The organism is Ruegeria arenilitoris, from assembly GCF_013031355.1.
Lineage (GTDB): Bacteria > Pseudomonadota > Alphaproteobacteria > Rhodobacterales > Rhodobacteraceae > Ruegeria > Ruegeria arenilitoris_C.
The window spans coordinates 115,448-142,255 of the sequence record NZ_WPZO01000004.1 but is presented as its reverse complement, the minus strand read 5'-3'; the positions used below and the strand labels follow the sequence as shown (position 1 = coordinate 142,255).

General features: G+C 59.8%; 25 protein-coding genes. 13 read left to right on the top strand and 12 right to left on the bottom strand.

Going from position 1 to position 26,808, the window contains the following annotated elements:
• Positions 1-71: 71 nt before the first annotated feature.
• On the top strand, positions 72-674 hold the full coding sequence (locus tag GOX63_RS11700; RefSeq protein WP_170326157.1) for an alpha-ketoglutarate-dependent dioxygenase AlkB family protein: 603 nt from the start codon (positions 72-74) through the stop codon (positions 672-674).
• Here the strand turns inward: GOX63_RS11700 and GOX63_RS11695 are convergent.
• The gene (locus tag GOX63_RS11695; protein WP_170326156.1) at positions 671-1,492 is read right to left on the bottom strand and encodes an ABC transporter permease; all 822 of its coding nucleotides are present in this window, start codon (positions 1,490-1,492) and stop codon (positions 671-673) included. The two genes, GOX63_RS11700 and GOX63_RS11695, sit on opposite strands and share 4 nt — an antisense overlap.
• 122 nt (positions 1,493-1,614) lie before the next feature.
• Here GOX63_RS11695 and cysQ point away from each other — a divergent pair, with 122 nt between their 5' ends.
• The 7 genes from cysQ (at position 1,615) to GOX63_RS11660 (ending at position 9,611) form a co-directional block, all read left to right on the top strand.
• Positions 1,615-2,412 carry a 3'(2'),5'-bisphosphate nucleotidase CysQ gene (gene cysQ / locus GOX63_RS11690; RefSeq protein WP_170326155.1) on the top strand — a complete coding sequence of 266 codons (798 nt, stop codon included), beginning with the start codon at positions 1,615-1,617 and terminating at the stop codon, positions 2,410-2,412.
• Positions 2,412-3,212 (top strand): 3-deoxy-manno-octulosonate cytidylyltransferase, encoded by an 801-nt coding sequence (locus GOX63_RS11685; RefSeq protein ID WP_170326154.1) that lies wholly within the window; start codon positions 2,412-2,414, stop codon positions 3,210-3,212. The genes cysQ and GOX63_RS11685 overlap by 1 nt, the downstream gene beginning before the upstream one ends.
• A gap of 68 nt (positions 3,213-3,280) precedes the next feature.
• Positions 3,281-4,264, top strand: coding sequence for a UDP-glucose 4-epimerase GalE (gene galE / locus GOX63_RS11680; protein ID WP_170326153.1), 984 nt, complete (start codon positions 3,281-3,283; stop codon positions 4,262-4,264).
• A gap of 7 nt (positions 4,265-4,271) precedes the next feature.
• Positions 4,272-5,309, top strand: coding sequence for a glycosyltransferase family 2 protein (locus GOX63_RS11675; protein WP_437436611.1), 1,038 nt, complete (start codon positions 4,272-4,274; stop codon positions 5,307-5,309).
• A gap of 166 nt (positions 5,310-5,475) precedes the next feature.
• Positions 5,476-6,462 (top strand): glycosyltransferase family 2 protein, encoded by a 987-nt coding sequence (locus GOX63_RS11670; protein ID WP_170326424.1) that lies wholly within the window; start codon positions 5,476-5,478, stop codon positions 6,460-6,462.
• A complete protein-coding gene (locus tag GOX63_RS11665; protein ID WP_170545789.1) occupies positions 6,459-8,159 on the top strand; it encodes a DUF5927 domain-containing protein in 1,701 nt (566 codons plus the stop codon). The genes GOX63_RS11670 and GOX63_RS11665 overlap by 4 nt, the downstream gene beginning before the upstream one ends.
• 6 nt (positions 8,160-8,165) lie before the next feature.
• Complete coding sequence (locus tag GOX63_RS11660) at positions 8,166-9,611, top strand: nodulation protein NodH (RefSeq protein ID WP_170326151.1); 1,446 nt, start codon at positions 8,166-8,168, stop codon at positions 9,609-9,611.
• Here the strand turns inward: GOX63_RS11660 and GOX63_RS11655 are convergent.
• From GOX63_RS11655 to GOX63_RS11620, 8 genes are all read right to left on the bottom strand, one after another.
• Positions 9,595-10,113, bottom strand: coding sequence for a L,D-transpeptidase family protein (locus GOX63_RS11655; RefSeq protein ID WP_170326150.1), 519 nt, complete (start codon positions 10,111-10,113; stop codon positions 9,595-9,597). The two genes, GOX63_RS11660 and GOX63_RS11655, sit on opposite strands and share 17 nt — an antisense overlap.
• Positions 10,114-10,170: 57 nt before the next feature.
• Positions 10,171-10,956, bottom strand: a complete 786-nt coding sequence (locus tag GOX63_RS11650) for an ion transporter (RefSeq protein ID WP_170326149.1) — start codon at positions 10,954-10,956, stop codon at positions 10,171-10,173.
• A gap of 20 nt (positions 10,957-10,976) precedes the next feature.
• Positions 10,977-12,206, bottom strand: coding sequence for a class I SAM-dependent RNA methyltransferase (locus GOX63_RS11645; RefSeq protein WP_170326148.1), 1,230 nt, complete (start codon positions 12,204-12,206; stop codon positions 10,977-10,979).
• Positions 12,207-12,254: 48 nt separating this feature from the next.
• Positions 12,255-14,087: an ABC transporter ATP-binding protein gene (locus GOX63_RS11640; protein ID WP_170545787.1), complete on the bottom strand. Its 1,833-nt coding sequence runs from the start codon at positions 14,085-14,087 to the stop codon at positions 12,255-12,257.
• Positions 14,084-15,922 (bottom strand): ABC transporter ATP-binding protein, encoded by a 1,839-nt coding sequence (locus GOX63_RS11635; RefSeq protein WP_170326146.1) that lies wholly within the window; start codon positions 15,920-15,922, stop codon positions 14,084-14,086. The genes GOX63_RS11640 and GOX63_RS11635 overlap by 4 nt, the downstream gene beginning before the upstream one ends.
• Before the next feature lie 198 nt (positions 15,923-16,120).
• Positions 16,121-17,275: a CCA tRNA nucleotidyltransferase gene (locus GOX63_RS11630; RefSeq protein ID WP_170326145.1), complete on the bottom strand. Its 1,155-nt coding sequence runs from the start codon at positions 17,273-17,275 to the stop codon at positions 16,121-16,123.
• Complete coding sequence (locus GOX63_RS11625; RefSeq protein ID WP_170326144.1) at positions 17,272-17,877, bottom strand: CoA pyrophosphatase; 606 nt, start codon at positions 17,875-17,877, stop codon at positions 17,272-17,274. The genes GOX63_RS11630 and GOX63_RS11625 overlap by 4 nt, the downstream gene beginning before the upstream one ends.
• A complete protein-coding gene (locus tag GOX63_RS11620) occupies positions 17,861-18,838 on the bottom strand; it encodes an Hsp33 family molecular chaperone HslO (RefSeq protein WP_170545785.1) in 978 nt (325 codons plus the stop codon). The genes GOX63_RS11625 and GOX63_RS11620 overlap by 17 nt, the downstream gene beginning before the upstream one ends.
• A 76-nt stretch (positions 18,839-18,914) precedes the next feature.
• Between GOX63_RS11620 and GOX63_RS11615 the strand changes: the two genes are divergently transcribed.
• The gene (locus GOX63_RS11615) at positions 18,915-19,358 is read left to right on the top strand and encodes an NUDIX hydrolase (protein ID WP_170545783.1); all 444 of its coding nucleotides are present in this window, start codon (positions 18,915-18,917) and stop codon (positions 19,356-19,358) included.
• Here the strand turns inward: GOX63_RS11615 and GOX63_RS11610 are convergent.
• A complete protein-coding gene (locus GOX63_RS11610; RefSeq protein WP_170545780.1) occupies positions 19,355-20,650 on the bottom strand; it encodes a SpoIIE family protein phosphatase in 1,296 nt (431 codons plus the stop codon). The genes GOX63_RS11615 and GOX63_RS11610 overlap by 4 nt on opposite strands.
• 132 nt (positions 20,651-20,782) lie before the next feature.
• Between GOX63_RS11610 and GOX63_RS11605 the strand changes: the two genes are divergently transcribed.
• Positions 20,783-21,112 (top strand): Hpt domain-containing protein, encoded by a 330-nt coding sequence (locus GOX63_RS11605; protein ID WP_170545777.1) that lies wholly within the window; start codon positions 20,783-20,785, stop codon positions 21,110-21,112.
• Here GOX63_RS11605 and ilvA read toward each other — a convergent pair.
• Positions 21,109-22,335, bottom strand: a complete 1,227-nt coding sequence (gene ilvA / locus GOX63_RS11600; protein WP_170326139.1) for a threonine ammonia-lyase IlvA — start codon at positions 22,333-22,335, stop codon at positions 21,109-21,111. The genes GOX63_RS11605 and ilvA overlap by 4 nt on opposite strands.
• A 58-nt stretch (positions 22,336-22,393) precedes the next feature.
• Positions 22,394-23,212 carry a hypothetical protein gene (locus GOX63_RS11595; RefSeq protein ID WP_367646711.1) on the bottom strand — a complete coding sequence of 273 codons (819 nt, stop codon included), beginning with the start codon at positions 23,210-23,212 and terminating at the stop codon, positions 22,394-22,396.
• A gap of 91 nt (positions 23,213-23,303) precedes the next feature.
• Between GOX63_RS11595 and GOX63_RS11590 the strand changes: the two genes are divergently transcribed.
• The 3 genes from GOX63_RS11590 to GOX63_RS11580 all read left to right on the top strand — a co-directional run bounded on the left by GOX63_RS11590 (position 23,304) and on the right by GOX63_RS11580 (position 26,782).
• Complete coding sequence (locus tag GOX63_RS11590; RefSeq protein ID WP_170326138.1) at positions 23,304-24,527, top strand: argininosuccinate synthase; 1,224 nt, start codon at positions 23,304-23,306, stop codon at positions 24,525-24,527.
• 140 nt (positions 24,528-24,667) lie between these two features.
• Entirely contained in the window at positions 24,668-25,735 is a 1,068-nt protein-coding gene (locus tag GOX63_RS11585; protein WP_170326137.1) for a YjgN family protein, read from the top strand.
• 3 nt (positions 25,736-25,738) lie between these two features.
• A complete protein-coding gene (locus GOX63_RS11580; RefSeq protein ID WP_170326136.1) occupies positions 25,739-26,782 on the top strand; it encodes a M48 family metallopeptidase in 1,044 nt (347 codons plus the stop codon).
• Positions 26,783-26,808: the final 26 nt, after the last annotated feature.

The window sequence follows — 26,808 nt, the reverse complement described above, 5'->3', positions numbered from 1 at the left end:
TTGTAAAAGGCAGGTTTTCGGGAATCTGCGGCCTTTTTCGCAAGGTTTTGGCAAGGATTGGGGAATCTTGAATGGCGCGACTGCTTTTGCGCGGTTTTGATATCAGAAAAGGCTATCTGGATAGCGCAGCTCAGACGCAGCTGATCGAAGTGCTGCGCCCGATTCTGAAATCGGCCCCCTTGTTCCGACCGGTGACACCATCGGGAAAGGAAATGTCGGTGCGCATGACCTCGGCCGGGTCGCTGGGCTGGGTGACGGACAAGGCCGGGTACAGGTATCAGCCACAGCACCCCAAAGGGGCGGACTGGCCTGCGATCCCCGATCCGGTCCTTGATATCTGGCGCGAACTGGCCAGCCCCGACCGTGATCCCGACTGCTGTCTGATCAACTATTACGGCGAAGGCGCCCGGATGGGCCTGCATCAGGACAAGGATGAGGCGGATTTTTCCTGGCCTGTGCTGTCGATCTCATTGGGGGATGACGCGCTGTTTCGCATCGGCAACCAGACCCGCGGCGGCAAGACCGAGTCGATCTGGCTGAACTCGGGCGATGTGGTGATCATGGGCGGCCCTGCCCGGCTGACCTATCACGGGATCGACCGTATCCGGTTCGGGTCCTCGAAACTGTTGCCCAAGGGCGGCCGGATCAACCTGACCCTGCGCGTGGCAAACTAGCGACGCGCATCCCAGCTTTGTGACACGTGCTCACGCGAGAAAAAGATCCCCAGCAGCCCGATCAGCAGCAAGGCCAGCCCAACCCAAAGCGCGTATTCCCAACTGGTGTTTCGTGGAAAGTAATTGCGGAAGACGAACCCCCGGCACTGGTCGATGATATGGAACAGCGGGTTCCACGCAAACATTGCCAGCGTGGCACCGCCGAGCGCATTTGCCACAAACATCTTTCCCGAAAAGATCATGTTCAGACGGCGGTAGACGTTTTTCAGCATCGTGGAAACAGTCGGCAACCACGGTTTCAGGGCCATGAACACAACGCCCACGGAGCATCCGGTAAACCAGGACAGTATCAACATGCCAAACGCGCCGCCTGGATCCTGAATCTCGATCGGCGCCACCGCAACACTGTAGAGGAACAGAATGACGAAGATCGTGACAATCTGCGTGTAAAGCGCGCCAAATGCAGTCGACAGCAGCACGACCATCATGTTCATCGGCGAGTGCAGCATCATCGGGTTACCCCCGGTGCTGACTCCCGCCACTGAACTGACCGACCTGACATGCGTTACGAACAAAAACACGCCAGAAAGTAGGTAAAGAATGAACTCGCCGCGGATTCTGGCAATACGCGGACCCATGAAAGACATGATCGTGTAAAACACCGCAACAAGGGCCAGAACCTGCAGGATGTTGATAATTATAGCCAGCACCGCGTTGCTGTGCTGCGATCGAACGCTGCGCACTACGGCATGGAAAATAAGCTCGGCGGTTGTGAACGCGCCGCCCAGTAGTGACTGGTTTCGCTTAAAATAATACACCCGAAGCGTCTTTCCCGTTTTTTCGCCTGCAATCTGCCACGAATTTCTTGCCGATCCGTAACCGGCACATCATAAGGCCGTCAGGATATTCGATCAACAAATCACAGGAACGGAGCATTTTTGTGACCTACGACGCCCTCATTCCCGTCATCCGACGTCTGGCCCTGGAAGCGGGCGACAAGATCATGGAGATTTACAATTCGGATGATTTCGACGTCAAAGTCAAATCCGACTCCAGCCCTGTGACCGAAGCGGATGAGGCCGCCGATGCCCTGATCTCGGCTGGTCTGCGTGACGCCTTCCCCGATATTCTTCTTGTGACCGAGGAACAGGCCGCCTCGCATTCGGAAAAGGGCGATACGTTCCTGATCGTCGATCCGCTGGACGGCACCAAAGAGTTCATCAACCGCCGCGGTGATTTCACCGTGAACATCGCGCTGGTCGAAAACGGCGTTCCGACCCGTGGCGTGGTGTACGCCCCCGCCAAAGGGCGTATGTTCTACACGCAGGCCGATGGTCAATCGGTCGAGGAAACCGGTGCGCTGGACAAAGTGCAGGCGGGAGATTTGACACCGATTTCAGTGTCTAAACCGGACAATTCCGCACTTTTGATCGTGGCGTCGAAATCGCACCGGGATCAGGCGACCGAGGATTACATCAACAAGTACCAGGTGCAGGACAGCAAGAGCGCGGGCTCGTCGCTGAAGTTCTGTCTGGTCGCCACCGGTGAGGCGGATCTGTACCCCCGCGTCGGTCGCACGATGGAATGGGACACCGCCGCAGGCCACGCCGTTCTGGCAGGTGCCGGCGGCAAGGTGATCCGTTTCGACAACCACGAACCGCTGACCTATGGCAAGGACGGCTATGCAAACCCATTCTTCATCGCCTACGCTCCGGGTGTTGACCTGAAGGAGGCCTGATGTCCGTTCTGATCGCCATTCCCGCCCGCTACGCCTCGACCCGCTATCCGGGCAAACCGCTGGTTCCGCTGACCGGCGCCAGTGGCAACGCGATGACCCTGATCGAACGATCGTGGCGCGCGGCCTGTTCGGTCTCGGGCGTCGACAAGGTGGTTGTCGCCACTGATGACGACCGCATCCGTGAGGTCGCCGAAGGCTTTGGGGCCGAGGTTGTGATGACCTCGGAAACCTGCGGCAATGGCACTGAACGCTGCGCCGAAGCCCATGAGGTGTTGGGCGCAGGATATGACATTGTGGTTAACCTGCAGGGTGACGCGCCACTGACCCCGCACTGGTTCGTCGAAGACCTGATCGCCGGTCTGCGCGCCGCGCCCGAGGCCGGTGTCGCCACCCCGGTTCTGCGCTGCGACGGCGACGCGCTGAACAGCTTGCTGAATGACCGCAAGAATGGCCGCGTCGGTGGCACCACAGCCGTCTTCGCCACCGACAACAGCGCCATGTATTTCTCGAAAGAGGTCGTCCCCTACACCGCCGAAACCTATTGCGGAGACGACGCGACCCCGGTCTTCCACCATGTCGGCGTCTATGCCTATCGTCCCGATGCGCTGGCCGCCTACCCCACTTGGCCCGTTGGCCCGCTGGAGAAACTGGAAGGACTGGAACAGTTGCGCTTCATGGAGAACGGCCGCAAGGTTCTGTGCGTCGAGGTCGAGGCCAAAGGCCGCCAGTTCTGGGAGCTGAACAACCCCCAGGACGTCCCCAAACTGGAAGAGATGATGATGGCGATGGGGCTGGATTGATAGCTGCCCCACGCGACTTGCCAGCCCTCCGGCATGGCAATGCACACCCTATTTGATCGGAATAATAGATGACCAACATTCTTGTGACCGGCGGCGCCGGATATATTGGATCGCACGCCTGCAAGGCGCTGGCGCAGGCAGGCTATACGCCGGTGACTTATGACAACCTGATCACTGGCTGGCAGGACGCGGTGAAATTCGGCCCGTTCGAACAGGGCGACCTGCTGGACCGCGCTCGGCTGGATGAGGTCTTTGCCAAGTACAAACCCGCCGCCGTGATGCATTTCGCCGCTCTCAGCCAGGTGGGTGAAGCGATGTCGGAGCCCGGTAAATACTGGACCAACAACGTCACCGGATCGCTGTCCCTGATCGAGGCCGCCGTCGCTGCTGGCTGCCTGAACTTCGTGTTCTCATCGACCTGTGCCACCTATGGCGAGCATGACAACGTGGTGCTGGACGAAGACACACCGCAAGAGCCGCTGAACGCCTACGGGGCGTCGAAACGCGCCATCGAGGATATCCTGCGCGATTTCCAGGCCGCACACGGGCTGAATCACGTGATCTTCCGCTATTTCAACGTCGCCGGGGCCGACCCGGATGGCGAGGTGGGTGAATTCCACCGCCCCGAGACCCATCTGGTGCCGCTGATGCTGGACGCTATCGATGGCAAGCGCGACGGGCTGACCGTGTTCGGCACCGATTACGACACCTCTGACGGTACTTGCATCCGCGACTATGTGCATGTCTGCGATCTGGTTGATGCGCATGTGCTGGGTCTGAACTGGCTGGAACAAGGCAAGGGCAGCCGGGTGTTCAATCTGGGCACTGGATCAGGCTTTTCGGTGATGGAGGTGATCGGCCATTCCAAAGCCGTCACCAACCGCGAGGTGCCCTATTCCATCGGCCCGCGCCGCGCCGGGGATTGCACCAAGCTGGTTTCGGGCTCGGTCCGCGCCGGGGACGAGTTGGGTTGGACCCCGAAAAGGTCTACGCTTGAGACGATGATCGGCGATGCCTGGCGCTGGCACCAGAACGGCAATTACGAGAAGTGAGCGGCAGATGATGCACACCGCAACCGATACGCTTCCCCCCATCGGATGGGTGCAGCAGTACCGGTTGCGGCTGAAACGTCGGCGGTTGCTGTGGCGATCCTTTCGCAGCCGCCACCAACTGACTTGCCTTCAGGATCAGACCACGCAGATCAGGCCCGGTGCCATTTTGGCCTTCACCACGCTGCGCAACGAAATCACCCGTCTGCCATGGTTCTTCCGCCATTACCGTGCGCTGGGTGTCGATCACTTTCTGATCGTGGACAATGGCAGCGACGACGGTTCGGTCGAGTTTCTGCGTGATCAGCCGGATGTGTCGCTGTGGCAGACCCCTGCCAGCTATCGTGCCGCACGCTATGGGCTGGATTGGCTCACCTGGCTGCAAGTGCGCCATGGGCACGACCATTGGACCCTGATGGTGGATGCCGATGAGCTGCTGATCTATCCCGACTACGATAGAAATTCCCTGCACGACCTGACCGCAGAGCTGGACCAGCAAGGCCGCATCGGTTTTGGTGCGCTAATGCTGGACCTTTATCCCAAAGGGCCGCTGGGCGCGCAAAACTATAACCCTGAAACCGACCCGACCGAAGTTCTGAGCTGGTTCGATCCCGGCCCGTATCGGGCCCAGCGGCAAAGCCCGCTGGGCAATCTGTGGGTTCAGGGCGGTGTGCGGGAACGCATGTTCTTTGCCGATCAGCCGCGTCATTCTCCGACGCTAAACAAAATCCCTCTGGTCCGGTGGTCGCGGCGCTATGCCTTTGTAAACTCGTGTCATTCCGCTCTGCCCCGGAACCTGAATGCAGCCTATGACGGGCCGGACGGCACGATCCCTGCAGGGGTATTACTGCACACCAAGTTCCTGCCCGAAGTGGTCGGCAAATCACAGATTGAGAAAGCGCGGCGCCAGCATTTCCACGATCCCGACCAGTTTGCGACCTACTATGATTCAATCGCGGACGGACCCGATATGTGGACACCCCAGTCGGTCCGATTTGAGGGCTGGGAACAGTTGCAGCGCATGGGCCTTATGGGGAAAGTTTGCTGAAAAGCCGCATATGTGACTAACGACTTTTAAAGGCGTTGCCATGAAAGATGCAAAGGTGGCATAAATCGGCAATTGCCCGGCACCACTCTGGACTATCCAGCCCCCGGGTATGCTCGCGTAACAAAAAGGGCAGAGCAACCGCGTGAGCCTGTTGGATTCATACCGGATGAGGTTACGGCGCAGGCGCCGCCTTGCGCGTTGCCTTCTGAAACGGCAGCAACTGAAGCCGGTGACCGACAAGACCGCCAACATCCGACGCGACGACGTGTTGTTGATGAGCGTGCTGCGGAACGAAAAGATCCGCCTGCCCTATTTCATGGACTATTACCGCAAGCTGGGCATCAACCATTTCCTGTTCGTCGACAATGACAGCGATGATGGCTCGCGCGAGTATCTGGCCAGCCAGCCTGACGCCTCGGTCTGGCGCGCGCGGGCCAGCTACAAACGGGCTTCGTTCGGGCTGGACTGGTCGAATTACCTGCTGCGCAAATACGCGCATGGGCACTGGGTTCTGACCGTCGATCCGGATGAGTTCTTCATCTACCCGTTCTGCGACACCCGCCCGATCCGCGCCCTGACCGATTGGCTGGACGGCTGCGCGGTGCGCAGTTTCGGCACCATGCTGATCGACATGTACCCACAAGGACCAGTGGACGCGGAACCCTATCGCGAGGGGCAGGACCCTTTTCAGATCGCCCGCTGGTTTGATTCCGGCAACTACATGATCACGAAGAACCCGGTTTACGGGAACCTGTGGATTCAGGGCGGCCCGCGCGCACGTGTGTTTTTCCGCGATACCCCCGCCAAGGCGCCAGCCCTGAACAAGATTCCTCTGGTCAAATGGGACCGGCGCTATGTCTACGTCAGTTCGACCCATTCACTGCTGCCGCGCGGGCTGAACCAGGTCTATGACGAATGGGGCGGCGAAAAGACCAGCGGCGCATTGCTGCATGCCAAGCTGATCAGCACGCTGGGCGAAAAAGCCCGGGAAGAGATGCTCCGCCGCCAACACTTCCGCCGCTCGGGCGAATACCGCGCCTATGCCGAGGGGCTGGAGGACAAGCCGGTATTCTGGTGCGACCAGTCCGAGAAGCTCATCAACTGGCGGCAGCTTGAGATTCTGGGCCTGATGTCGAAAGGAAACTGGGCATGAGCCGTCTGGGTGTCGTCATGCTGGTCCACACGGCGCTGCACCGGGCCGAACAGGTGGCGCGCCACTGGACTGCCGCCGGATGCCCGGTGGTGATCCATGTGGACCGCAAAGTGCCCGTTCGGATCTATTCCGAATTCGTCACCTCTTGCGCCGACGACCCGCTGATCCGGTTTTCCGACCGCCATGTCTGCGAATGGGGCGGATGGGGCATCGTTGCCGCCTCGCAATCCGCAGCGGAACTGATGCTGAACGTCTTTCCGGATGTGCATCATGTCTACCTTTCCTCGGGCGCCTGCCTGCCGTTGCGGCCAGTGGAAGAGCTGATCGACTATCTCGCAGACCGGCCCCGTGTCGATTTCATCGAAAGCGCCACCACCGCCGATGTCAGCTGGACCATTGGCGGGCTGGATCAGGAACGGTTCACCCTGCGGTTCCCGTTTTCCTGGCGCAAGAACCGCAAACTGTTCGATGCCTATGTGAAGCTGCAACGCGCCACCGGTTTGCGCCGCAAGATCCCCGACGGTCTGGTGCCGCATATGGGCAGCCAGTGGTGGTGCCTGACCCGCCAGACCCTCTCGGCCATTCTGCAAGACCCCAGACGCCAGACCTATGACCGCTATTTCCGGCGTGTCTGGATCCCGGATGAAAGTTATTTCCAGACACTGGCACGGCTCTACTCCACTCACATCGAAAGCCGGTCCCTGACCCTGTCCAAATTCGACTATCAGGGGCGACCGCATATCTTCTATGATGACCATCTGCAGCTGCTGCGGCGGTCCGACTGTTTCGTGGCGCGAAAAATCTGGCCGAACGCAGATCGGCTGTATCAATCCTTCCTGACCGATCAGAACAGCGCCATGCGACCGGCCGAACCCAACCCGGGCAAGATCGACCGTGTTTTCTCGAAAGCGGTCGAGCGTCGGACCCGCGGGCGCGACGGGCTGTACATGCAAAGCCGCTTTCCCCGCCACGGCAGCGAGAACGGGCTGACCTCATTCCCCTATTCAGTGTTTCAGGGCTTTGCCGAACTGTTCGAAGGGTTCGAACCCTGGCTGGCGGAAACCACCGGCGCGCGGGTACATGGGCATCTGTTCGGACCCGAACGTGCCGAGTTTGCCGGCGGCGCAACAATCACCAACGGAGCCCTCAGCGATTGCGCCGTTCTGCGGGATTACAATCCGACGGCTTTTGTCTCGAACCTGATCTGGAACACCCGGGGCGAGCGGCAGTGCTTTCAGTTCGGTCCCGCAGACACCCAGCAGATAAACTGGTTTCTGGCTCGGGACAGGAACGCACAAATCTCGGTCATCACCGGGGCCTGGGCGATTCCGCTGTTTCGGTCAAACAAGAACTTCGCCGACATCCGAAATGAAGCCGCGCGCCTGCAACAGATCGAAACCAAACAGCTTGAGGTTCTGAACTCGGTCTGGACCAAGGCGCGGGTGCGCACCTGGTCGCTGGCGGAATTCGTGGAATCTCCGATGGAGCCCTTACAGACGGTCATTGCGGAAATCGGCCCCTCTCGGGCCAGCCACCTGACAGAGGCCCCGTTGATGGTGGATCTTTCGGGGTTCGGGAAGTTCCTGCAAAACCTCAAGAACCAAGGCATGCACCCGTATTTGATGGGAGACTTTCCCGTCGATGACGTCTTTGGCGCCCGCGCCCGGCCGTTCAAGAAACCCTATTTGGTGCAATAGCCTGCGATGACGACCCGATTTGACTATTTCATCGTTCTTGCCGCGATGCGCACCGGGTCCAACCTTTTGGAGTTCAATCTGAACGCTCTGGATGGCGTTGCCTGTCATGGCGAGGCGTTCAACCCGCATTTCATCGGCCGCCTCAAATCCGAAAGCCTGCTGGACGTGACGCTTGAGGAACGGGACGACGACCCGATGAAACTGGTTCAAGCGATCCGATCCGCACCGGGTGAGCTCAACGGGTTTCGGTTCTTTCAGGGGCACGATCCCCGTGTGTTAGAGCCTGCATTGTCCGACCCCCGCTGTGCCAAGATCATCCTGACGCGCAATCCGCTGGACAGTTACGTTTCGCTGAAAATCGCGCGCGAGACCAAGCAGTGGCAGCTGAAAAACATCAAACGCCGCCGTGAAGCTCAGGTTGATTTCGAAGCACAGGAATTCGAAAGCTATCTGGACCAGCAGCAGGATTTTCAGCTTCTGTTGCTCAACGCGCTTCAAACCACCGGGCAGACCGCATTTTACATCGCCTATGACGACCTGACCAATCTGGACGTTCTGAACGGGCTGGCCGCGTGGCTGGGGGTTTCGTCCCGACTGACCTCAATCGACGACACGATCAAGCCGCAGAACCCCGAACCGGCCCTGTCAAAGGTGACAAACCCCGAAGAGGTTGAGCAGGCACTGGCCCGCATCGACAGTTTCAACCTGCACCGTACCCCGAATTTCGAGCCTCGTCGCGGACCCGCGATCGGAACGTATATCGCTGCACCTGACACGCCGCTGATGTACCTGCCGATACGCGGCGGGCTCGAAGCGCCGGTGACACAGTGGCTGGCCGATCTGGATGCGACCGAGCCCGACAAGCTGATCACCAATCAAAACCGCAAACAGACGCGACGCTGGCTGCAGGCCCATCCCGGGCATCGCAAGTTCACCGTGCTGCAGCACCCTCTGGCGCGGGCGCATTCGGCCTTTTGTTCCTATATCCTCAGCACCGAACCCGGTGCCTACCTGAAAATCCGCAACATGCTGCGCAACCGGTTCAAGATACCGATCCCCGGTCAGCTGCGCCCAGACAACTATTCGCGCGACCAGCATTATGAGGCGTTTTCAGCCTTCCTTACCTTTCTGCGGCAAAACCTGGCTGGACAAACGCCGGTGCGGGTGGATGGGGTGTGGTGCAGCCAGTCTCAGGTGCTTGCGGGGATGACATCATTTGCGTTTCCCGACCTGATCCTGCGCGAGGATGAAATCGCCGCTGCCCTGCCCGATCTGGCGCGTCGGATGAGGCATGACCGCCCGCCGACACCCGGCCTAACCGCACCGGATGTCCCGTTCGCGCTGGCCGAGATATACAACGACACGCTAGAGGCGTTGGCAGTGGATGCCTACCAGCGCGACTATTTACAGTTCGGGTTCGGGGGATGGAAACCGCTTACGGGCGCAGCGTGATCAGCGTGCCCTTGTTCACCATCGCATAGATCTCTTCGATCTCTTCATTCTTGACGGCGATGCAGCCCGCGGTCCAATCCGGCGTCTTTTTGGCGCGCTTCAGTTCCGACCGCTTTTTCGGCTGACCGTGAATAAAAATATCACCACCCGGGTCAACACCGGCCGCCTTGGCCTGCGCGATGTCATTCGAGTTCGGATAGGAAATCCCCAGCGACAGGTGATAGCGGCTGTTGGGGTTGCGGCGGTCGATCAGATAGCTGCCCTCGGGCGTGCGCCCGTCGCCGCGCTTGGTCTTCGTGCCGTTCGGCGCAAAGCCCAGATCGACCTTGTATTCCTTGAGAACGGTTTCATTGTGCAGAAGATACAGCTTCCGCGCACCCTTGTTGATGACCAAAGAGGTCACTTCGGGGCCATCATAAGTCAGAAATCGCGGGCTGGCCGAGGCACAGGCCGAAAGGCCCAGCGTTGCCATAGCGCCCATTCCAAATGCTCGACGATCCATGTTTCACTGCCTGCTCTTTTTTTTTCAGCATTATGCCAGAAATCGGAAAAACTGAAATCACTTTTTGCTGTGCGATTGCTCGGTCAAGCGGCGCTCGATGCTTTCCAGCCGTTCCAGCACCTCGTCGCGATACGCGTCGGTTTTCACCTCATCCTCGGCATGGTGCGCGTCCTGCATCGAGTTCACGATCAGACCCACCAGCAGGTTTACCACCGCAAATGTGGTGACCATGATGAAAGGCACGAAGAACAGCCAGGCATAGGGGTACACCTCCATCACCGGGCGCACGATGCCCATCGACCAGCTTTCCAGCGTCATGATCTGGAACAGCGTATAAGCCGACTGGCCCAGATCGCCGAACCATTCCGGGAACGAGACCGAGAACAGCTTGGTCGAGATCACCGCACCGATATAGAACAGGATCGCCATCAGCAGGAACACACTGGCCATGCCCGGCAGGGCTGAAATGAAGCCTTCGACTACACGCCGCAAGCGTGGGGCAACCGAAATGACGCGCAGAACCCGCAGGATTCGCAGCGCCCGCAGCACCGACAATCCGCCCGCGCTGGGGATCAGGGCAATGCCGACAACGATGAAATCAAAGACGTTCCAGCCGTTCAGGAAGAACCGCCGCCCTGTTGCCAGCAGTTTCAAGGCAATCTCGGCCACGAAGATGGTCAGGCAGATGCTGTCCAGCGTCACGATCAGCGGGCCTGCGGCTTCCATCAGGGTGGGCGATGTCTCCATCCCCAACAGGATGGCGTTGAAGATGATGACCCCGGTGATGAACCGGCCAAAGATGGGATTTTCAATGATGCCCAGAAGGCGTTGATTGAATCCCATAGTGATTTTCTCCTGCGTGCTCATGATGCGGATCCCAAGACAAACCGTGCGGCCAATTCCGTGTGTGATGACCATCGAAATTGGTCCACCACCTGTACCCATTCAAGGGTGTAGCCCGCGTTAATCAACGTTTTTGCGTCCCGCGCGAAGGTGACCGGGTTGCACGAAACATAGGCGATCACCGGGCGCTGCGCCTGCGCCAGTTCGACCACCTGCGCCTCGGCCCCGGCACGGGGTGGGTCGATGACCACGGCATCGAAATTTTTCAACTCATCCGGCATCAAGGGTCGGCGGAAGAGGTCGCGGGCCTCGGTCGTGACACGCTTGAGGCCTTGTGCACGGCGCCAGCCCTGATCCAGAGCGTCGGTCATCGCGGCCTCACCTTCTACCGCGTGTACTTCGGCAGTTTCGGCAAGGGGAAGTGAGAAGGTTCCGCTACCGGCGAACAGGTCAACAATTCGCTTTGCGCCCTGCGTGGCCTGCAAAACTGCCTGTAACAGAGCCTGTTCTCCGTCTTTCGTCGCCTGCAGGAACGCGCCCGGCGGCGGCACTACCCCAGCCACTCCGAACCGCTGCACCGGAGGCTGCCGCATGGCGATCACCTCACCATCCCAGCTGAGTCGCGCCAGCCCGTGTTTCTCGGTCGCTTGCGCCAGCGCCAGTTCCAGCGGGCCGTCCAGAGGCTTGCCGCCTTTGACCGCCACATCCAACCCGCCTTCGGACAGAGTCAACGTCACCGCCAGCACGCCCTTGCGGCTGCCCCCCAGTACCGCCAGCGCTTCGGCCACCGGAATGGCCTCGATCAGGGCCGGGTCCAGCAAATGACAATCAGGGATTTCGATGATCGTGTCGGACGCGCGTCCATAAAATCCGGCCAGTGTACCTTTCTTGGTCCGCCGCACCGCAATTGTTGCCCGGCGACGGGACCGTTCGGGTGAGGTGTGTATTGGCCGCATCGGGGCATCGAGCCCCTGCGCGGCCAGCGCGTTGCGCACCACCGCAACCTTCCAATCGGCCACGAAATCGTCTGCAGCGTGTTGCAGCTGACATCCGCCGCAGGCCTTGTAATGGCGGCACGGCGCTTTGACCCGCTGATCCGAGGGCACCTCGACCCGGATATCGGTCAACAACTGGCCAACCAGCGTGCCGCTGACCACTTCACCCGGCAAGGTGCGGGGTGCATAAACGGGGCCATCGGCGATGCCATCGCCCTGATGGCCCAGGCGGGTTATGGTGAACTGCTGCGTCATGGGGCGCCTGATACCGGGGCTTTGCGCGCAACAAAACCCCTGAGAGCGTTATTCCGCCGCTTCCGCCTGAATGAACCCGCCGGACTGACGATGCCAGAACCGGGCATAGAGCCCGCCCTGCTCCAAAAGTGCAGCATGGGTGCCGGTTTCAACGATGCACCCCTGATCCAACACGATGATCCGGTCCATCTCGCTGAGCGTGGACAGGCGGTGCGCAATCGCCAGCACGGTCTTGCCCTGCATCACCCGGTGCAACGCCGCTTGGATCGAGGCCTCGACTTCGGAATCCAGCGCTGAAGTTGCCTCATCCAGCACCAGAATCGGCGCATCCTTCAGAATGGCACGCGCCAAAGCGATCCTCTGCCGCTGTCCGCCGCTCAGCTTCACGCCGCGCTCACCCAGATGTGCGTCATAGCCCTTGCGACCATGGGCGTCCTGCAGGCTGAGAATGAATTCATGCGCTTCGGCCTTTTTGGCAGCGGCAATCATTTCGTCCTCGGACGCATCGGGGCGGCCATACAGGATGTTCTCACGCGCCGAGCGGTTGAACATCGCGGTTTCCTGCGTGACCATGCCGATCTGTCCGCGCAGACTGTCCTGAGTCACTTGATCGACATCCTGCCCATCAATGCGAATTGCGCCTTTTTCCCCGTCATAGAGCCTGAGCAGAAGCGACACCAAGGTGGATTTCCCCGCCCCCGAAGCGCCGACAATGCCCAGCTTTTCACCCGGATGAACGGTCATGGTGACATCAGACACACCGCCCACGTCGCGGCCATAGGCAAAGCTGACGTGGTCGAAATCAATCTGTCCTGTGGTCACTTTCAGCGTCGTGGCATCCCCGGCATCTTCAACCCGGTCGCGCTTGGCCAACGTTTTCATACCGTTTTCAATTTCACCCACATTGGCATAAAGCCCCATCAGCGTGAAACTGACCCACCCGGTCATCTGTGAAACCCGGATTGAGATTGCACCCGCCGCCACGATATCCCCTGCCGTTGCGATGCCATTGCGCCACAGCAGCAACGTCGCGCCGATCAGCAGAACCGGCAAAACGCCGGCCAGCACCATCAGGATAAAGCGGAAGCTGGCCGACAGTTTGCCGAAAGCCAGCATCTTTTCCCGCAAATCAACCATCGAGTTCCGCGCGGCCTGATCCTCGAACGCGGAATGGGCGAACAGCTTGACGGTTTTGATGTTGGTGATCGTATCGACCACCTGCCCCGACACCATCGCGCGCGCCCCGGCCCGCGCCGAAGACCGCACGCGAATGCGTGGCAGATACCAGCGGATCAGCAGGAAATAGACGACCAGCCAACCGGCAAAAGGCAGGATCACCAGAGGGTGAATAGACCCTAACAAAAGCAAAGAGCCCGCAAGCGAGGCCAAGGCAAAGACAATCGCACTGATCGTTTCGGACACAACCGAGGCCATAGCGTTCGACGTCTGCATCTGTTTCTGCGCAATCCGGCCCGCAAAATCATCGTCAAAATAGGTGACCGACTGGCCCAGCGTCCAGCGGTTCAGTTTGGCCAGAACCAGCGGCGGGATATTGGGCATGACGATGTAGTTGTTCGAAAACGCCGAAAACCCAAAAAACACCGGGCGCAACAGCATGAAGAACGCCGCCACGCCGAGGATCGTCCACAGATTGCTACCGGTCAGGATATTCTGGGGTCCGCTCTCGGTTGCCAGATCGATCACAAGGCCCAGCATCCAGGCGGTGCCAGCCTCCATCGCGCCTGCCGTGGCCGAGAAAAAGGCGGCGACGAAAATCATCGGCCAAGCCCCCGACAGGCACCAGCGAATAAACGCCCCCAGCGTTTGCGGCGGGGGCGTTTCGGTGTTCTTGAACGGGTCGATCAGGTCGGCAACCTTCATTCCGCGGCCTCCGGGTTCAGGAAGCCCCCAGATTGCCGCGCCCAGAACTGGGCGTAAAGCCCGCCATGCGCCAACAGCTCGGAATGGCCGCCCTGTTCCACGATCCGGCCGCCATCCATGACCAGAATGCGGTCCATCTGGGCAATGGTGCTGAGCCGGTGGGCAATGGCGATCACGGTTTTACCTTGCATCATGCCGTAGAGGGTCTCCTGAATCGACGCTTCGACCTCGGAATCTAGGGCGGATGTCGCCTCATCCAACAACAAGATCGGCGCATCCTTCAGGATCACCCGTGCCAGCGTCACCCGTTGCCGCTGACCACCAGACAGCTTCACGCCCCGTTCGCCCACGTGCGCGTCATAGCCGGTGCGCCCCTGCGGGTCCTGCAGGTCAAGGATGAACTCATGCGCTTCGGCCTGTTTGGCGGCGGCGATCATCTGTTCCTCGGTCGCCTCGGGGCGGCCATAGAGGATGTTGTCGCGCACCGAACGATGCAGCAAGGCGCTGTCCTGCTGCACCATGCCGATATGGCTGCGCAGACTGTCCTGCGTGACGCTTGCGATGTTCTGATCGTCGATCAGGATCGCACCCTGTTCCACGTCATAAAACCGCAAAAGCAGCTTTACGAGGGTCGATTTACCGGCACCAGACCGCCCGATCAGACCGATTTTCTCGCCCGGATGGATGGTCAGGTTGATGTGATCCAGACCACCGGTCTTGCGCCCGTAATGGTGCGACAGGTCGCGGATGTCGATTTGACCTTTGGTGAGTTGCAACGGCTTGGCCTTCTGCGCGTCCAACAGGTCGATGGGCTGGGCGATGGTCTCCATCCCTTCGGCCACAACACCAAGTTGGCGGAAGAAGCTGGTCAGGGCCCACATGATCCACCCGGTCATCGCGTTCAGCCGCAGCGTCAGCGCGGTGGCCGCCGCGACCACACCGACCGTAGCACTGCCCTGCATCCACAAGGCAATGGCCCAGCCGACGACACCAACGATCAGCAAACCGTTCAGAGCGACCAGAACCGCATCCATGATGGTGAAGATCCGCATCTCGATCTGGAAAGTTCGGCGGGTTTCCTCGATGGCTTCGCGGGCATAGTCCAGTTCCTGATCGTCATGCGCGAACATTTTGACCGAGTGGATATTGGTGTAGCTGTCCACCACACGACCCGTCACCGCTGAACGCGCATCCGAGGCTGCCTGAGACGCCGGGCCCACCCGAGCCACCGTCCAGCGCACCAGCAAACCATAAAGCACCAACCATATCAGCAGTGGCAACAACAGACGCGGATCAGCAGCCATTAACAGGATCGCCGCCCCGATCAGGTAGGCGATCGAAAAGGAAATGGCATCAAACACCTGAAACACGGCCTCACCCGCGGCCGGAGGCGTCTGCATGATCCGGTTGGCGATACGGCCGGCAAAGTCATTCTCAAACCACCCTACCGACTGCCGCAACACGTGCTTGTGCGCGCGCCAGCGGATCAGGGTACCAAAGTTTGGCAGGATCGTGTTGTTCAACAACAGCACATCGACCACATGCAGCATCGGGCGCAGCAGCAACACAAAAACTGCCATCAGGATCAGTTCGGTGCCATGCGCCTGCCAGACCTCAGCAGGTGGCCCGGACAGCAGGTCCACAACGCGACCCATGTAGTAGATCAGGCCGACCTCAACCGCCGCAACAATGACCGAGATCAGCGCGGCCCAGAAGAACACCCGCATGAACGGCCGCGAGTAATCCAGCATGAACGGCCACAGCCGCGTGGGCGGCGTGTCGGTTTCTTCATAGGCAACAAAAGGGTCAACGAGGTTTTCGAAATAGCGAAACATGGAGGGTGCTCCGATTGAGCAGGAAATTCAGGACGTGCGAAAACAGATGGCGCCAGAACACCACCCTTACGGGTCAAAGTGTTCCGGCCTTAGCCGAACCAGATCCCGTAGTACATTCGCATGCCTCCCTCCAAATCAGGTAACACGCGAACGTAACCACAATATTTTTTGTTTGTCATCCCTTTTTGAGACTTCGTCTCAGCCGCCCAGCAGGTCTTTGCGATCCAGCGTGAAACCAGAGGCGATCCAGCGGGCTTCAAGTTCAGCCAGCTTCTTGCCCAGCGCGGGTCCGGTGAAGTCGGGGATAAGATCGGTGGCCTGAACCGGAAAATCCGCTGCCGCCCCTTTGCGCAAGTCCTGCCGCATGTCCTCGGACCAGGGCTGTTCCAGAAAAGCGCAGCGTAGGAGGGTTTCGTGCATTCCACCCTCTTCCCCATAGCGGAAACCCAGTTCCGCAATACTGGCGGTGCTCGATGCTTCATCACGCATCCGGGTCAGCCGTTGCAGCTGCGCTTTACTCAGGCGCAAGGTTTTGGCGATCTCGGGCGTGACAATGGCAGACAGACGGCGGATCGGCTCGGGCGTGGCCCCGGCCTGATGCTCCAACGCGACCAGAGGCGCCAGTGACCGGTCTTCGGCCCCTGGAATCAACTGCGCCAAAACACCTGCCTGACGCATGGCTGCGACCGAGGGCGCGGGATCGGGTGCGCCCAGCAGTTTCAGCAACTCGGCCCCGACCCGTTCGCGGGACAGACCGGCCAGCCCGTCCAGATTGGCGGCAATCGCCGCCAACGCATCCGGATCGAACCCGGCTTCCGCATCGCCATACCACGCGTGAAAGCGGAAATAGCGCAGCGAGCGCAGGTAATCCTCTCGAATGCGGTTTTCGGCGGTGCCGATAAACCGCACCCGCCGTGCCTGCAGGTCGGGCAGACCGTTCAGCGGGTCCAGCACGGTGCCGTCGGGCCGGGCATAGATTGCGTTCATGGTGAAATCGCGGCGCGCGGCGTCTTCTTCCACCTTGTCGGAAAAGGCCACCACAGCGCGGCGACCATCGGTTTTCACGTCACGGCGAAAGGTAGTGATCTCATGCGGGGCGCCGCCGCTGACCACGGTTATGGTGCCGTGCTCGATCCCGGTGGGAATGGCTTTGAGGCCCGCCGTCTGCGCCAGCTCCATCACCCGCTCGGGATGGGCATCGGTGGCAATGTCGATATCCGAAACCGGCGCGCCCAGCAGCGCGTTTCGAACGCAACCACCGACAAACAGCGCCTGCGCTCCGCCGCCGGTCAGGGCCGCGCAAACCTTTTGTGTAGCCGGATCAGAAACCCAGCCTTCGGAAATTTGCGTCATTCACTCACCCGCGCTGCCAATCCCCGCAACATCCGGGCCGTCGCGCCCCAGATGTAATAAGGACCGAACGGCACCGCGTAATAATACCTTTTCTGACCCCGCCAGCGGCGCGATTCAACGATATAATTCGCAGGGTTGAGCACATGTGCAAGTGGGACAGAAAACACCTCGTCGACTTCACCCGGCTCCGGGATCAGTTGGAACGGCGCGCGCAGGATTGCCACAACCGGCGTCACAGTGAACGAGGTGACCGTCTCATGGGTTGGCAGATGCCCCAGAATCTCGGGCAGGTCGGGCGGCAGACCGATCTCTTCCTGCGCTTCACGCAGGGCGGTGGCGGTGACATCCGCGTCGCCCTCATCCTGCTTGCCGCCGGGAAAGGCGATCTGGCCGGGATGATGTTTCAGGGCCGAGGAGCGTTTAGTCAGGATCAGCCGCGGCGTGCCAGTTGCAACCGAGACCGGCACCAGAACACCGGCGGGGCGCAGCTTGCGACCCTCGGGCAGAACGGTTTCGGGGTTCAGGTCGAAATCGCTCGACCCATGGCCGGGGCGGCTAAGTGCCGCCCGCAGCTGATCGGTTGGATCAGGCCTCGTCCGCATCAAAGCCGACCGAGCCCGGTTCCAGCACGTAATGGGCACCGCAGAACTGACAATCGGCGGTCACTTTGCCCTCGGGCGTAGTCATCTTTTCGATGTCCTTGGCCGAGTAGATCGACAGGCTTTGCCGCACGCGGTCCTCGGAACAGGTGCAGCCGAACTGCACGGGTTGCGCGTCATAAACCCGCGGCTGTTCCTCGTGAAACAGCCGGACCAGCAGATCGGTGGGTGCCACCGATGGCCCGATCAGTTCCAGATCCTCGACCGTATCCAGCAGGATATTGACGCGGCCCCAGTTTTCACCCTCTTCGCCGTCCACCAGATCTTCGGCGGTCAGGATCTGGCCCTCACCCTCGTTGTTCGCCACAAAGGGCGAGGCTTTGGGCATGTGCTGCAGCATGACCCCACCGGCGCGCCAGTGCTCACCGACGCCCGGCTCGGTCGATTTGCCAAAGCTCAGCGAGAAACGGGTCGGCAGCTGCTCGGACTGCGCGAAATACGCCTCGGCGCAGGCAGAGATCGACCCACCGGCCAGCGGCGTGATGCCCTGATAGGGCTGCGAGCCCTTGCCCTGGTCGATCATGATGGCGAAATAGCCTTCGCCCACCTGATCGAACGGCGCGCCATCGGTCAGGCGCTCGCGGTCGAAACTGGCATAGGCGCGGATGCGGGCCGGTTCGCCCTCTTGCTTGGGCGCATAGTAGTCGGTCGCGATCATGCGCACCGGGCCTTTGGACTGAACCTGCAAAGACAGTTTCCAGCGCAGTGAAATGGTCTGGCCGATCAGCGCGGTCAGCAGGGCCATCTCGGCCACCAGGGCCTCTACCTTTTCCGGATAGTCGTGCTGCTTCAGGATGCCGTCGAGCACGCCATCCAGACGGGCCACGCGGCCGCGCATATCCGATACATCAAGTTGAAAGGGCAGGACGGTATCGTCCCACGCGATTTTCGTTCCAAGAGACATGGGGTTTCCTTACACGCCACAGGTTGGCATACCGCCAGCATATAGGTCGAACAATTCGGGTTGTAAGGGGCCATACATGATCAGACGGTTCGGTGAAACCCCGCAAGCGGGGCAGAAATACATCAGACGTGTGGGTGTTTACGCTTTGTTGCCGCGTGGCCGACACCTTTTGCTGACCTGCCAGATGGAGCCCGGCCCCGATCTGCAACTGCCCGGCGGCGGCATCGATCCGGGCGAATCACCCGTCACCGCCCTGCACCGCGAAGTGTTCGAAGAAACCGGCTGGCTTGTGGCCGCGCCGCGCCGCGTCGGGGCGTTCCGGCGGTTCACCTTCATGCCCGAATACGATCTGTGGGCGGAAAAAGTCTGCCTGATCTATCGCGCCCGCCCCGTGCGCCGTATCGGCCCGCCGACCGAGCCGTTTCACGAGGCGTTGTGGATGGATACCGCAGATGCGACGCAAATGCTGGGTAATGCCGGTGACCGCCACTTTGCCGCCCAACACCTGAACAGGCTCTAGGGCCCGTTATATTCAAAGAATACGGCCGAGACGTCGTCATCCATGCCGCTGCCCGGGGCCATGACCTGTGTCAGGCGCCAAAACATATCGTCCAGAAACTCGGTTCCACTGCGTCCGGGCGCGCACTCGACGGCCATCCGGCGCAACCCTTCCTCTTCCAACAGCCCGCCACCGGCGAGCCCGCACTCGGTAAAGCCGTCCGAATACAACAACAGCTTGTCGCCGGGATGCAGATAGGTTTCGGTTTGCTGGAATGAAACATCCGACAGCAATCCGATGGGCAACCCGCCTTCGCCCAGAAACTCGGTGCTGCCATCATGGCGCAGCACCAGCGGATGCGGATGCCCGGCCTGCACCATCTTCAGATGCCCGTTGCGCAGGTCGATGATTGCATAGACCATGGTGAAGTATTCCTCGACGCCCGCATCCGCCATTAGACGGGAATTGAGCATCTCGGCCACCTGCTCGGGCGGCAGCAGCGCATAGAATTTGTCGAACCGCTTTTCCATCGCCACGTTCTGTTCGAAATGCTTGCTGGACAGATATCCCCCCAGCCGCGCCGTCATCATCGCCGAGGTGATGCCGTGGCCTGACACATCGATGCTATAGAACCCCAGCCGATTAACCCCGGGTGAAAACATCCCCACCAGATCACCCCCGATATGACCGCAAGGTTTCAGCAACATGCTGACCCGCGACTTGCCGAACTCGCGCGTCAGTTCCGGCACCAGCGAGTCCTGAATTTTCTTGGCCTGCATCAAATCCTTGTCGATGGCATCGTGCGCCACGCGCAGCTCTTCCAACGCGGTTTCGATCATCCGGTTCTTCTCGGACAGCTCACGCTGCATATCCAGAATACGCGCCCCGGCCGAAATGCGCGCGCGCAGCTCATCCGCCTCAAGCGGTTTGATCAGAAAGTCGTCGGCCCCGGCATCCAGCCCCTTTGCCACCTCCTGCTTTTCGCTTTTTGAGGTCAGCAGGATGAAATAGCTGTACTGCTCGCTGTCCAGCGCCCGAAATGCGCGGCAAAATTCCAGCCCGCTCATCCCCGGCATTACCCAGTCGCTGACCACCAGATCCGGGGGGTTGGCTTGGCACATCTCGATTGCCGCGTCACCGCTATCGGCCTCCAGCACCTCAAAGCCCCATTTTTTCAGTGAAGCCACCAGAATCCGCCGTTGCAGGCGGCTGTCATCGACGACCAGCACCTTTTGGATCGCGCCAAAATCAAGCTCTGCCCTGGCCTCTGCCTGACTGCCTTCTGCCACCTGTACCCTCTGCACTGCGACCATACCTGAACGCGCCGACCCTAGCGCGCAGCGGTTTAACATCCCGTGAAGGCGTCTTGTTTGCGTTGCTTAACCGCCTCTTTACCGGCCCTGGGTTAGGCAGGTCATGTCGCGATATGTGTGGAGGCGCCGAACATGATTGACTGGTCCAGGGTCAGACAGCTGCGGGATGAGGTGGGCGCCGGTGAGTTTGACGAGGTGGTGCAGATCTTTCTGGACGAGGTGCAGGAAACCATCGAACGGGTGCACCAGGATGCAAACCGGGCCGAGTTCGAGCAGAACATGCATTTCCTCAAGGGCAGCGCGCTGAGCCTTGGGTTCAATCGCTTCTCAAACCTTTGCCAGGATGCCGAGCGTAACGCCGCCGCAGGCAAAGCGGCTGAGGTCGATCTGCCCGCGATTCTGAAGGCCTATGACGAGTCCCGCACCGTGTTCCTGGCGGAAAAAGCCGCGAACCTGATCTAGATCACGAACTGTGCCAATGTCTCGTCTTCGGTGATGTCGGTATAGGTGAAACCGGCCTCATCCAGATGCGCGAACAGGCGGGCGAAGTTCTCGGGCTTGCAGGTTTCGATGCCAATCAGGACCGAGCCGAAATTGCGCGCCGATTTCTTCATGTATTCGAACCGAGCAATGTCATCCTCGGGGCCGAGAATGCCCAGAAACTCCTTTAGTGCGCCGGGGCGCTGCGGCAGGCGCAGGATTAAGTATTTCTTGACGCCGGAATAACGCTGCGCCCGCTCCTTGACCTCAGGCAGGCGTTCGAAATCGAAATTGCCACCCGAGGTGACGCAGACCACGGTCTTGCCACGGATAAAGCTCTGAATATCGCCCAGCGCCTCGATCGCGAGCGCGCCAGCGGGCTCCAGCACGATGCCTTCGACATTCAGCATCTCGATCATGGTGGTGCAGATGCGATCCTCGGACAGGACATGCACATCGGACAGGTGGCGATCCTTCAACAGAGCGAACGGTTTCGCACCGATTTTCCCCACCGCCGCGCCATCGACAAAGTTGTCGACCTGATCCAGCGCCACGGGATGCCCCGCCGCCATCGCCGCATGAAGACAGGCCCCACCTTTGGGTTCGACAAACAGGCAATGGGTCCGGTCCCCGAACCACGTCGCCACGCCCGAGGACATGCCGCCGCCACCCACGGGCAGGATCACATGATCGGGCAGTCCGCCCAGCTGTGCCTCAATCTCAACCGCCAACGAGGCCTGACCTTCGATCACATCCTCATCGTCGAAAGGCGACAGGAAATACCCGCCCTGCTGCGCGCACCATGCCTGCGCTGCGGCCAGAGTGTCGTCGAAATAGTCGCCGATCAGGTGAATCTCGATATTTTCGCCACCAAAGATGCGGGTCTTCTGGATTTTCTGCTGCGGTGTCGTCACCGGCATGAAGATCACACCCTTCACGCCCAGATGCTTGCACATATAGGCCACGCCCTGTGCGTGGTTGCCCGCGCTGGCGCAGACGAACAGGTCCTGCCCCTGCTGCTTGCGCATAGCGTTGAACGCACCACGTATCTTGTAGGACCGCACCGGGCTGAGGTCTTCCCGCTTGAGCCAGATATCCGCGCCATAGCGGTCGGACAGATGGGCATTCCGCTGCAGCGGTGTGGGCGGAAACACAGTGCGCATTGCCTGTTCGGCGGCGCGGGCGCGGGTCATGAAATCAGTCATAGCGATTTCAGTGCCGCATCACCGCCGAAAGGGCAAGGAATACATATGTGTACGCGGGTCAGGCGAGTTCGCGTTTTTCGATGAAGACGCCGTACATGGTGGTGAAAAGACTGACACTGACCATGGGCAGGACCAGCACTCCAAAGAATACTGACAGCAATATCCCCAAGACTGGAATGATAGCCAACGCAGTGAAGACAAGCTGAACAAGTAACTGGAACAGGAACGCCACAACAATCAGCGCCAGAATGGCTCCGGCCGCTCCGGCCGTGCTGTTCCAGGCTTCACCAAGAGTAATTGGTTGGCCGATGGCTGCTGCAGGCAGGATTATCGAAAGTCGATAGAAGCACACAAACAAAAAGATCGCATAGGCTACCATCAAGATAATTGCCAAAACTGGTGAGCTTTGAACCAGTCCAGCAAGAATAAAGCCCGCTGGAATCCAAGCAATGCCCATCAGCAATCCAAGCAGGATAGCTCGTCCGAGGTAAGCAAGGATGCGGTCGAAGCGGAACGCGGGAAAAATACCTCTGGGATACTCTTCAAGCAGGATAAACCGGTGCCAAGACACCGCTATCCAGAACATGGTGATAAGCACCACCGCAAACAGCCCAAAAATGAATAGGAGGACCCCACCTGCAGTGATTCCCGGTGGTAGGCCGTTTGCGTCTGTCTCAAAAAACTCAAGCGGAATACCTGATGCCATGAACAGCAAAACGATCAAAACCGTTGCGATCAAAGCAGGACCAAAAGTGATCTGAAGCACTTGCTTGAGATTGCCGAACACCATCCGCACCGAATGCACAAAAATCTGCCAACCCAACATCCTGAATCCTGCCCTCTCAACCAATCCTTGTTTTCTTTCCACCTGTTTCACCCCAATTCATCTCGTGCGTCAACGCAGATAACTTGCCCCCGCTTTCAAAACCCGTTAGGGGCCAAGCGTTCTACGCATAAGGGGAAGTCAGATGTCCGCGCCCAAGAAAGTTGTTCTGGCCTATTCCGGTGGCCTTGATACCTCGATCATTCTGAAATGGTTGCAGACCGAGTATGGTTGTGAGGTCGTCACCTTCACCGCCGATCTGGGTCAGGGTGAGGAACTGGAACCCGCCCGCCAAAAGGCCGAGATGCTGGGGATCAAGCCCGAGAACATCTATATCGAGGATATTCGCGAAGAGTTCGTCCGCGATTTCGTCTTCCCCATGTTCCGCGCCAACGCACAGTACGAAGGCCTGTACCTGCTGGGCACCTCGATCGCGCGCCCGCTGATTTCGAAACGTCTGGTCGAGATCGCGCAGGAGACCGGTGCCGACGCCGTGGCACATGGCGCAACCGGCAAGGGCAACGATCAGGTTCGTTTTGAACTGGCCGCCTACGCACTGAACCCCGACATCAAGGTCATCGCCCCGTGGCGCGAATGGGATCTGACCAGCCGTACCCGTCTGATCGAATGGGCCGAAGCCCATCAGATCCCGATTGCCAAGGACAAACGCGGCGAGGCGCCCTTCTCGGTCGATGCCAACCTGCTGCACACCTCGTCCGAGGGCAAGGTTCTGGAAGACCCCGCGGATATGGCGCCGGACTATGTCTATCAGCGCACCGTCCACCCCGAGGACGCGCCGAACGAGCCCGAGTACATCGAGATCGGTTTTGAAAAAGGCGACGCAGTCAGCATCAATGGCGAGGCGATGAGCCCGGCCACCATCCTGACCAAGCTGAACGAATATGGCGGCAAGCACGGCATTGGCCGTCTGGACCTGGTCGAAGGCCGTTTCGTCGGTATGAAATCGCGCGGCATCTACGAAACCCCCGGCGGCACCATCCTACTGGAAGCACACCGCGGGATCGAGTCCATCACCATGGACCGCGGCGCGATGCACCTGAAAGACCAGCTGATGCCGCAATATGCCGAGTTGATCTATAACGGCTTCTGGTACTCGCCCGAGCGTGAGATGCTTCAGGCCGCGATCGACAAAAGCCAAGAGCACGTCACCGGCACCGTCCGCGTGAAACTGTACAAAGGTCTGGCCTCGACGGTGGGCCGCTGGTCGGATCACTCGCTGTATTCCGAAGCACACGTGACGTTCGAGGAAGATGCTGGCGCATACGATCAGACCGATGCGGCGGGCTTTATCCAGCTGAACGCCCTGCGCCTGAAACTGCTGGCCGCACGGGATAAACGCCTGAAGTAACGGCTCTGCGGCACGAAAAAGTTGAATTGACCGGACGGGTCGCAACTTTGCCGCAGAATTGCCCAGTTGGTTGAACACACAGAACGGGTCGGCCCTGCAAGGGACCGGCCCGTTTTTCATTCAATCCAATTGAGGCATTCATGCAGGCAGATCACCGACAGGAGCCCCCGGCAGAGTTTGAGTTCCGGGGATCGGCAGCCGAATATTTCGGCATCTGGATCGTCAATCTGCTGCTGTCGCTTTTGACCTTTGGCATCTACAGCGCCTGGGCAAAGGTGCGCACCAAGAAATACTTCTACCAGAACACGTTTGTCGCCGGGCGCAGCTTTGACTACCACGCCACCGGGCTGCAGATCCTGATCGGGCGGATCATCGTGATCGCCGGGATCGTCGCCTATACCGTTCTGGGTACGATACCGCTGATGAACCTCGCCATGCTGCTGGGGCTGGTGTTCCTGATCCCCTACCTGCTGGTGCGCGCGTTGCGGTTTCAGGCGCGCATGTCCAGCTGGTCGAACATCCGCTTCGATTTTCAGGGCACCTGGGGAACGGCCGCGGCCAATTATTTTCTGTATCCCTTCCTCGCAGCGCTGACGATCTATACCACATGGCCGTTTGTCACACGCTCGGTCCAGCGGTTTCACGTGAATGGTCACACGTTCGGGACAACCATGATGTCTTTCGACAGCCCGATTGGGCCGTTTTACAAGGCCGCGCTGGCAGCAATGGTTTGGGTAATCGGAACGATTGTGGTTGCAACCGTCGTTGTCGGGGTGAATGCCAACATGTCTGACATGCTGAGTACTCTTAGTGAGGACCCCGAAGACATCGCTGCAATGATCGACGTCATGATGATTTTGCTGTTGTTCTTCGTCGCCGCCATCCCTGCCACAATCATTTATCACGCCATGGTGCGCAACACCGTCTACAACTATACCATTCTGGGCGACGGACACCGGTTCTATTCGGATGTGAACGCCCTGCGCATGCTGTGGATTTCCTTGTCGAACGCCGTGGTTGTGGCGATGACACTGGGCCTGATGCTGCCCTGGGCGCATGTACGCCGGGTGCGCTATCTGGCCAATCACACCACCTTCATCCCTGCCGGTCCGCTGGATGATTTCGTGGGCGATGTCAGCGCGCAAGTCAGCGCCATTGGCGACGCTTACGGAGATATCGAGGGCTTTGATATCGGTATCGCGGTCTGACCTTTGAGCGCATTTCCCGAAGATATCGGCGCGCGTGTCCAAGGGCGCGCCTATCCGCCTCTCAGCTCGCGCGAAGTTCCGGTGCGGTTGGCGGTGGGCACCAATACCGTCTGGCTGATTGACGAACAGGGCCAGATCCAGACCCGCTGCACCCCCGAGGAGCTGTCGGTGGAATCCCGCATCGGATCGACTGAGCGGCGGGTGAACTTCCCCGATGGCACCCTGTTTCTGACTGACAACCATGCGGCGCTGGAACATCTGATCGCCGATTCCAGCGGATCGCGCCTGCATCACGCCGAGAGGTTCCATCCCCGGTTGATCGTCGTCACGCTGGCCTGTCTGGTCGCGGTCTGGGGCGTTTGGAAATACGGATTGACCATACTGGTGGCGCTGGCGGTGTGGATGACCCCCCCGCCGCTTGTGGCCGCCATTGATGCCGGTGTGATGCAGGCGCTGGATCAGATCATAACCGAGCCCAGCGCCCTGAGCGACAGTGACAAGGCCAGGGTTCAGGACAATTTCGACCGGGTTCTGGCGGCGCTGGGTCCTGCGGCCGTAGACCACGACTACACCCTGAAATTCCGCGACCTGCCCGGCATGGGCCCGAATGCCTTTGCCCTGCCGGGTGGCACGATTGTGGTAACCGACGATCTGGTGCGGCGGGTCTCGACCGATGCGCTGGCCGGGGTGATTGGGCACGAGATCGGGCATGTGGCCGAACAACACGGGCTAACGCAGATCTACCGCTCGCTCGGAGCGTTTGTGCTGATCGGGATGATGGCGGGCGATACCGGGCCAGTGCTGGAACAGGTGCTGCTGGAAGGTAACCTGATCCTGTCCCTCTCCTATTCCCGCCAGCACGAGTTGGCCGCTGACCGGTTCGGTGTCGAACTGGCCCGAAAGGCCGGTTTCGATCCCAATGGCCTGTCGGATTTCTTCGAGTTGCTGGAACAGGAATTCGGCGATCAGGAGACGGACTGGTTCAGCACGCACCCGCGTTTCGACGACCGTCAGGAAAACCTGAAATCCATGACCCAAGGTCACTAGGCGCGGGCTATTGCCTGCGCCCCGGC

Excerpts from the sequence above, each read along its gene's own strand:
- GOX63_RS11700 (WP_170326157.1), top strand. The coding sequence starts at position 72 with ATGGCGCGACTGCTTTTGCGCGGTTTTGATATCAGAAAAGGCTATCTG.
- GOX63_RS11685 (WP_170326154.1), top strand. The coding sequence starts at position 2,412 with ATGTCCGTTCTGATCGCCATTCCCGCCCGCTACGCCTCGACCCGCTAT.
- galE (WP_170326153.1), top strand. The coding sequence starts at position 3,281 with ATGACCAACATTCTTGTGACCGGCGGCGCCGGATATATTGGATCGCAC.
- GOX63_RS11675 (WP_437436611.1), top strand. The coding sequence starts at position 4,272 with ATGATGCACACCGCAACCGATACGCTTCCCCCCATCGGATGGGTGCAG.
- GOX63_RS11670 (WP_170326424.1), top strand. The coding sequence starts at position 5,476 with ATGAGGTTACGGCGCAGGCGCCGCCTTGCGCGTTGCCTTCTGAAACGG.
- GOX63_RS11665 (WP_170545789.1), top strand. The coding sequence starts at position 6,459 with ATGAGCCGTCTGGGTGTCGTCATGCTGGTCCACACGGCGCTGCACCGG.
- GOX63_RS11660 (WP_170326151.1), top strand. The coding sequence starts at position 8,166 with ATGACGACCCGATTTGACTATTTCATCGTTCTTGCCGCGATGCGCACC.
- GOX63_RS11655 (WP_170326150.1), bottom strand. The coding sequence starts at position 10,113 with ATGGATCGTCGAGCATTTGGAATGGGCGCTATGGCAACGCTGGGCCTT.
- GOX63_RS11650 (WP_170326149.1), bottom strand. The coding sequence starts at position 10,956 with ATGGGATTCAATCAACGCCTTCTGGGCATCATTGAAAATCCCATCTTT.
- GOX63_RS11645 (WP_170326148.1), bottom strand. The coding sequence starts at position 12,206 with ATGACGCAGCAGTTCACCATAACCCGCCTGGGCCATCAGGGCGATGGC.
- GOX63_RS11640 (WP_170545787.1), bottom strand. The coding sequence starts at position 14,087 with ATGAAGGTTGCCGACCTGATCGACCCGTTCAAGAACACCGAAACGCCC.
- GOX63_RS11635 (WP_170326146.1), bottom strand. The coding sequence starts at position 15,922 with ATGTTTCGCTATTTCGAAAACCTCGTTGACCCTTTTGTTGCCTATGAA.
- GOX63_RS11630 (WP_170326145.1), bottom strand. The coding sequence starts at position 17,275 with ATGACGCAAATTTCCGAAGGCTGGGTTTCTGATCCGGCTACACAAAAG.
- GOX63_RS11625 (WP_170326144.1), bottom strand. The coding sequence starts at position 17,877 with ATGCGGACGAGGCCTGATCCAACCGATCAGCTGCGGGCGGCACTTAGC.
- GOX63_RS11620 (WP_170545785.1), bottom strand. The coding sequence starts at position 18,838 with ATGTCTCTTGGAACGAAAATCGCGTGGGACGATACCGTCCTGCCCTTT.
- GOX63_RS11615 (WP_170545783.1), top strand. The coding sequence starts at position 18,915 with ATGATCAGACGGTTCGGTGAAACCCCGCAAGCGGGGCAGAAATACATC.
- GOX63_RS11610 (WP_170545780.1), bottom strand. The coding sequence starts at position 20,650 with ATGGTCGCAGTGCAGAGGGTACAGGTGGCAGAAGGCAGTCAGGCAGAG.
- GOX63_RS11605 (WP_170545777.1), top strand. The coding sequence starts at position 20,783 with ATGATTGACTGGTCCAGGGTCAGACAGCTGCGGGATGAGGTGGGCGCC.
- ilvA (WP_170326139.1), bottom strand. The coding sequence starts at position 22,335 with ATGACTGATTTCATGACCCGCGCCCGCGCCGCCGAACAGGCAATGCGC.
- GOX63_RS11590 (WP_170326138.1), top strand. The coding sequence starts at position 23,304 with ATGTCCGCGCCCAAGAAAGTTGTTCTGGCCTATTCCGGTGGCCTTGAT.
- GOX63_RS11585 (WP_170326137.1), top strand. The coding sequence starts at position 24,668 with ATGCAGGCAGATCACCGACAGGAGCCCCCGGCAGAGTTTGAGTTCCGG.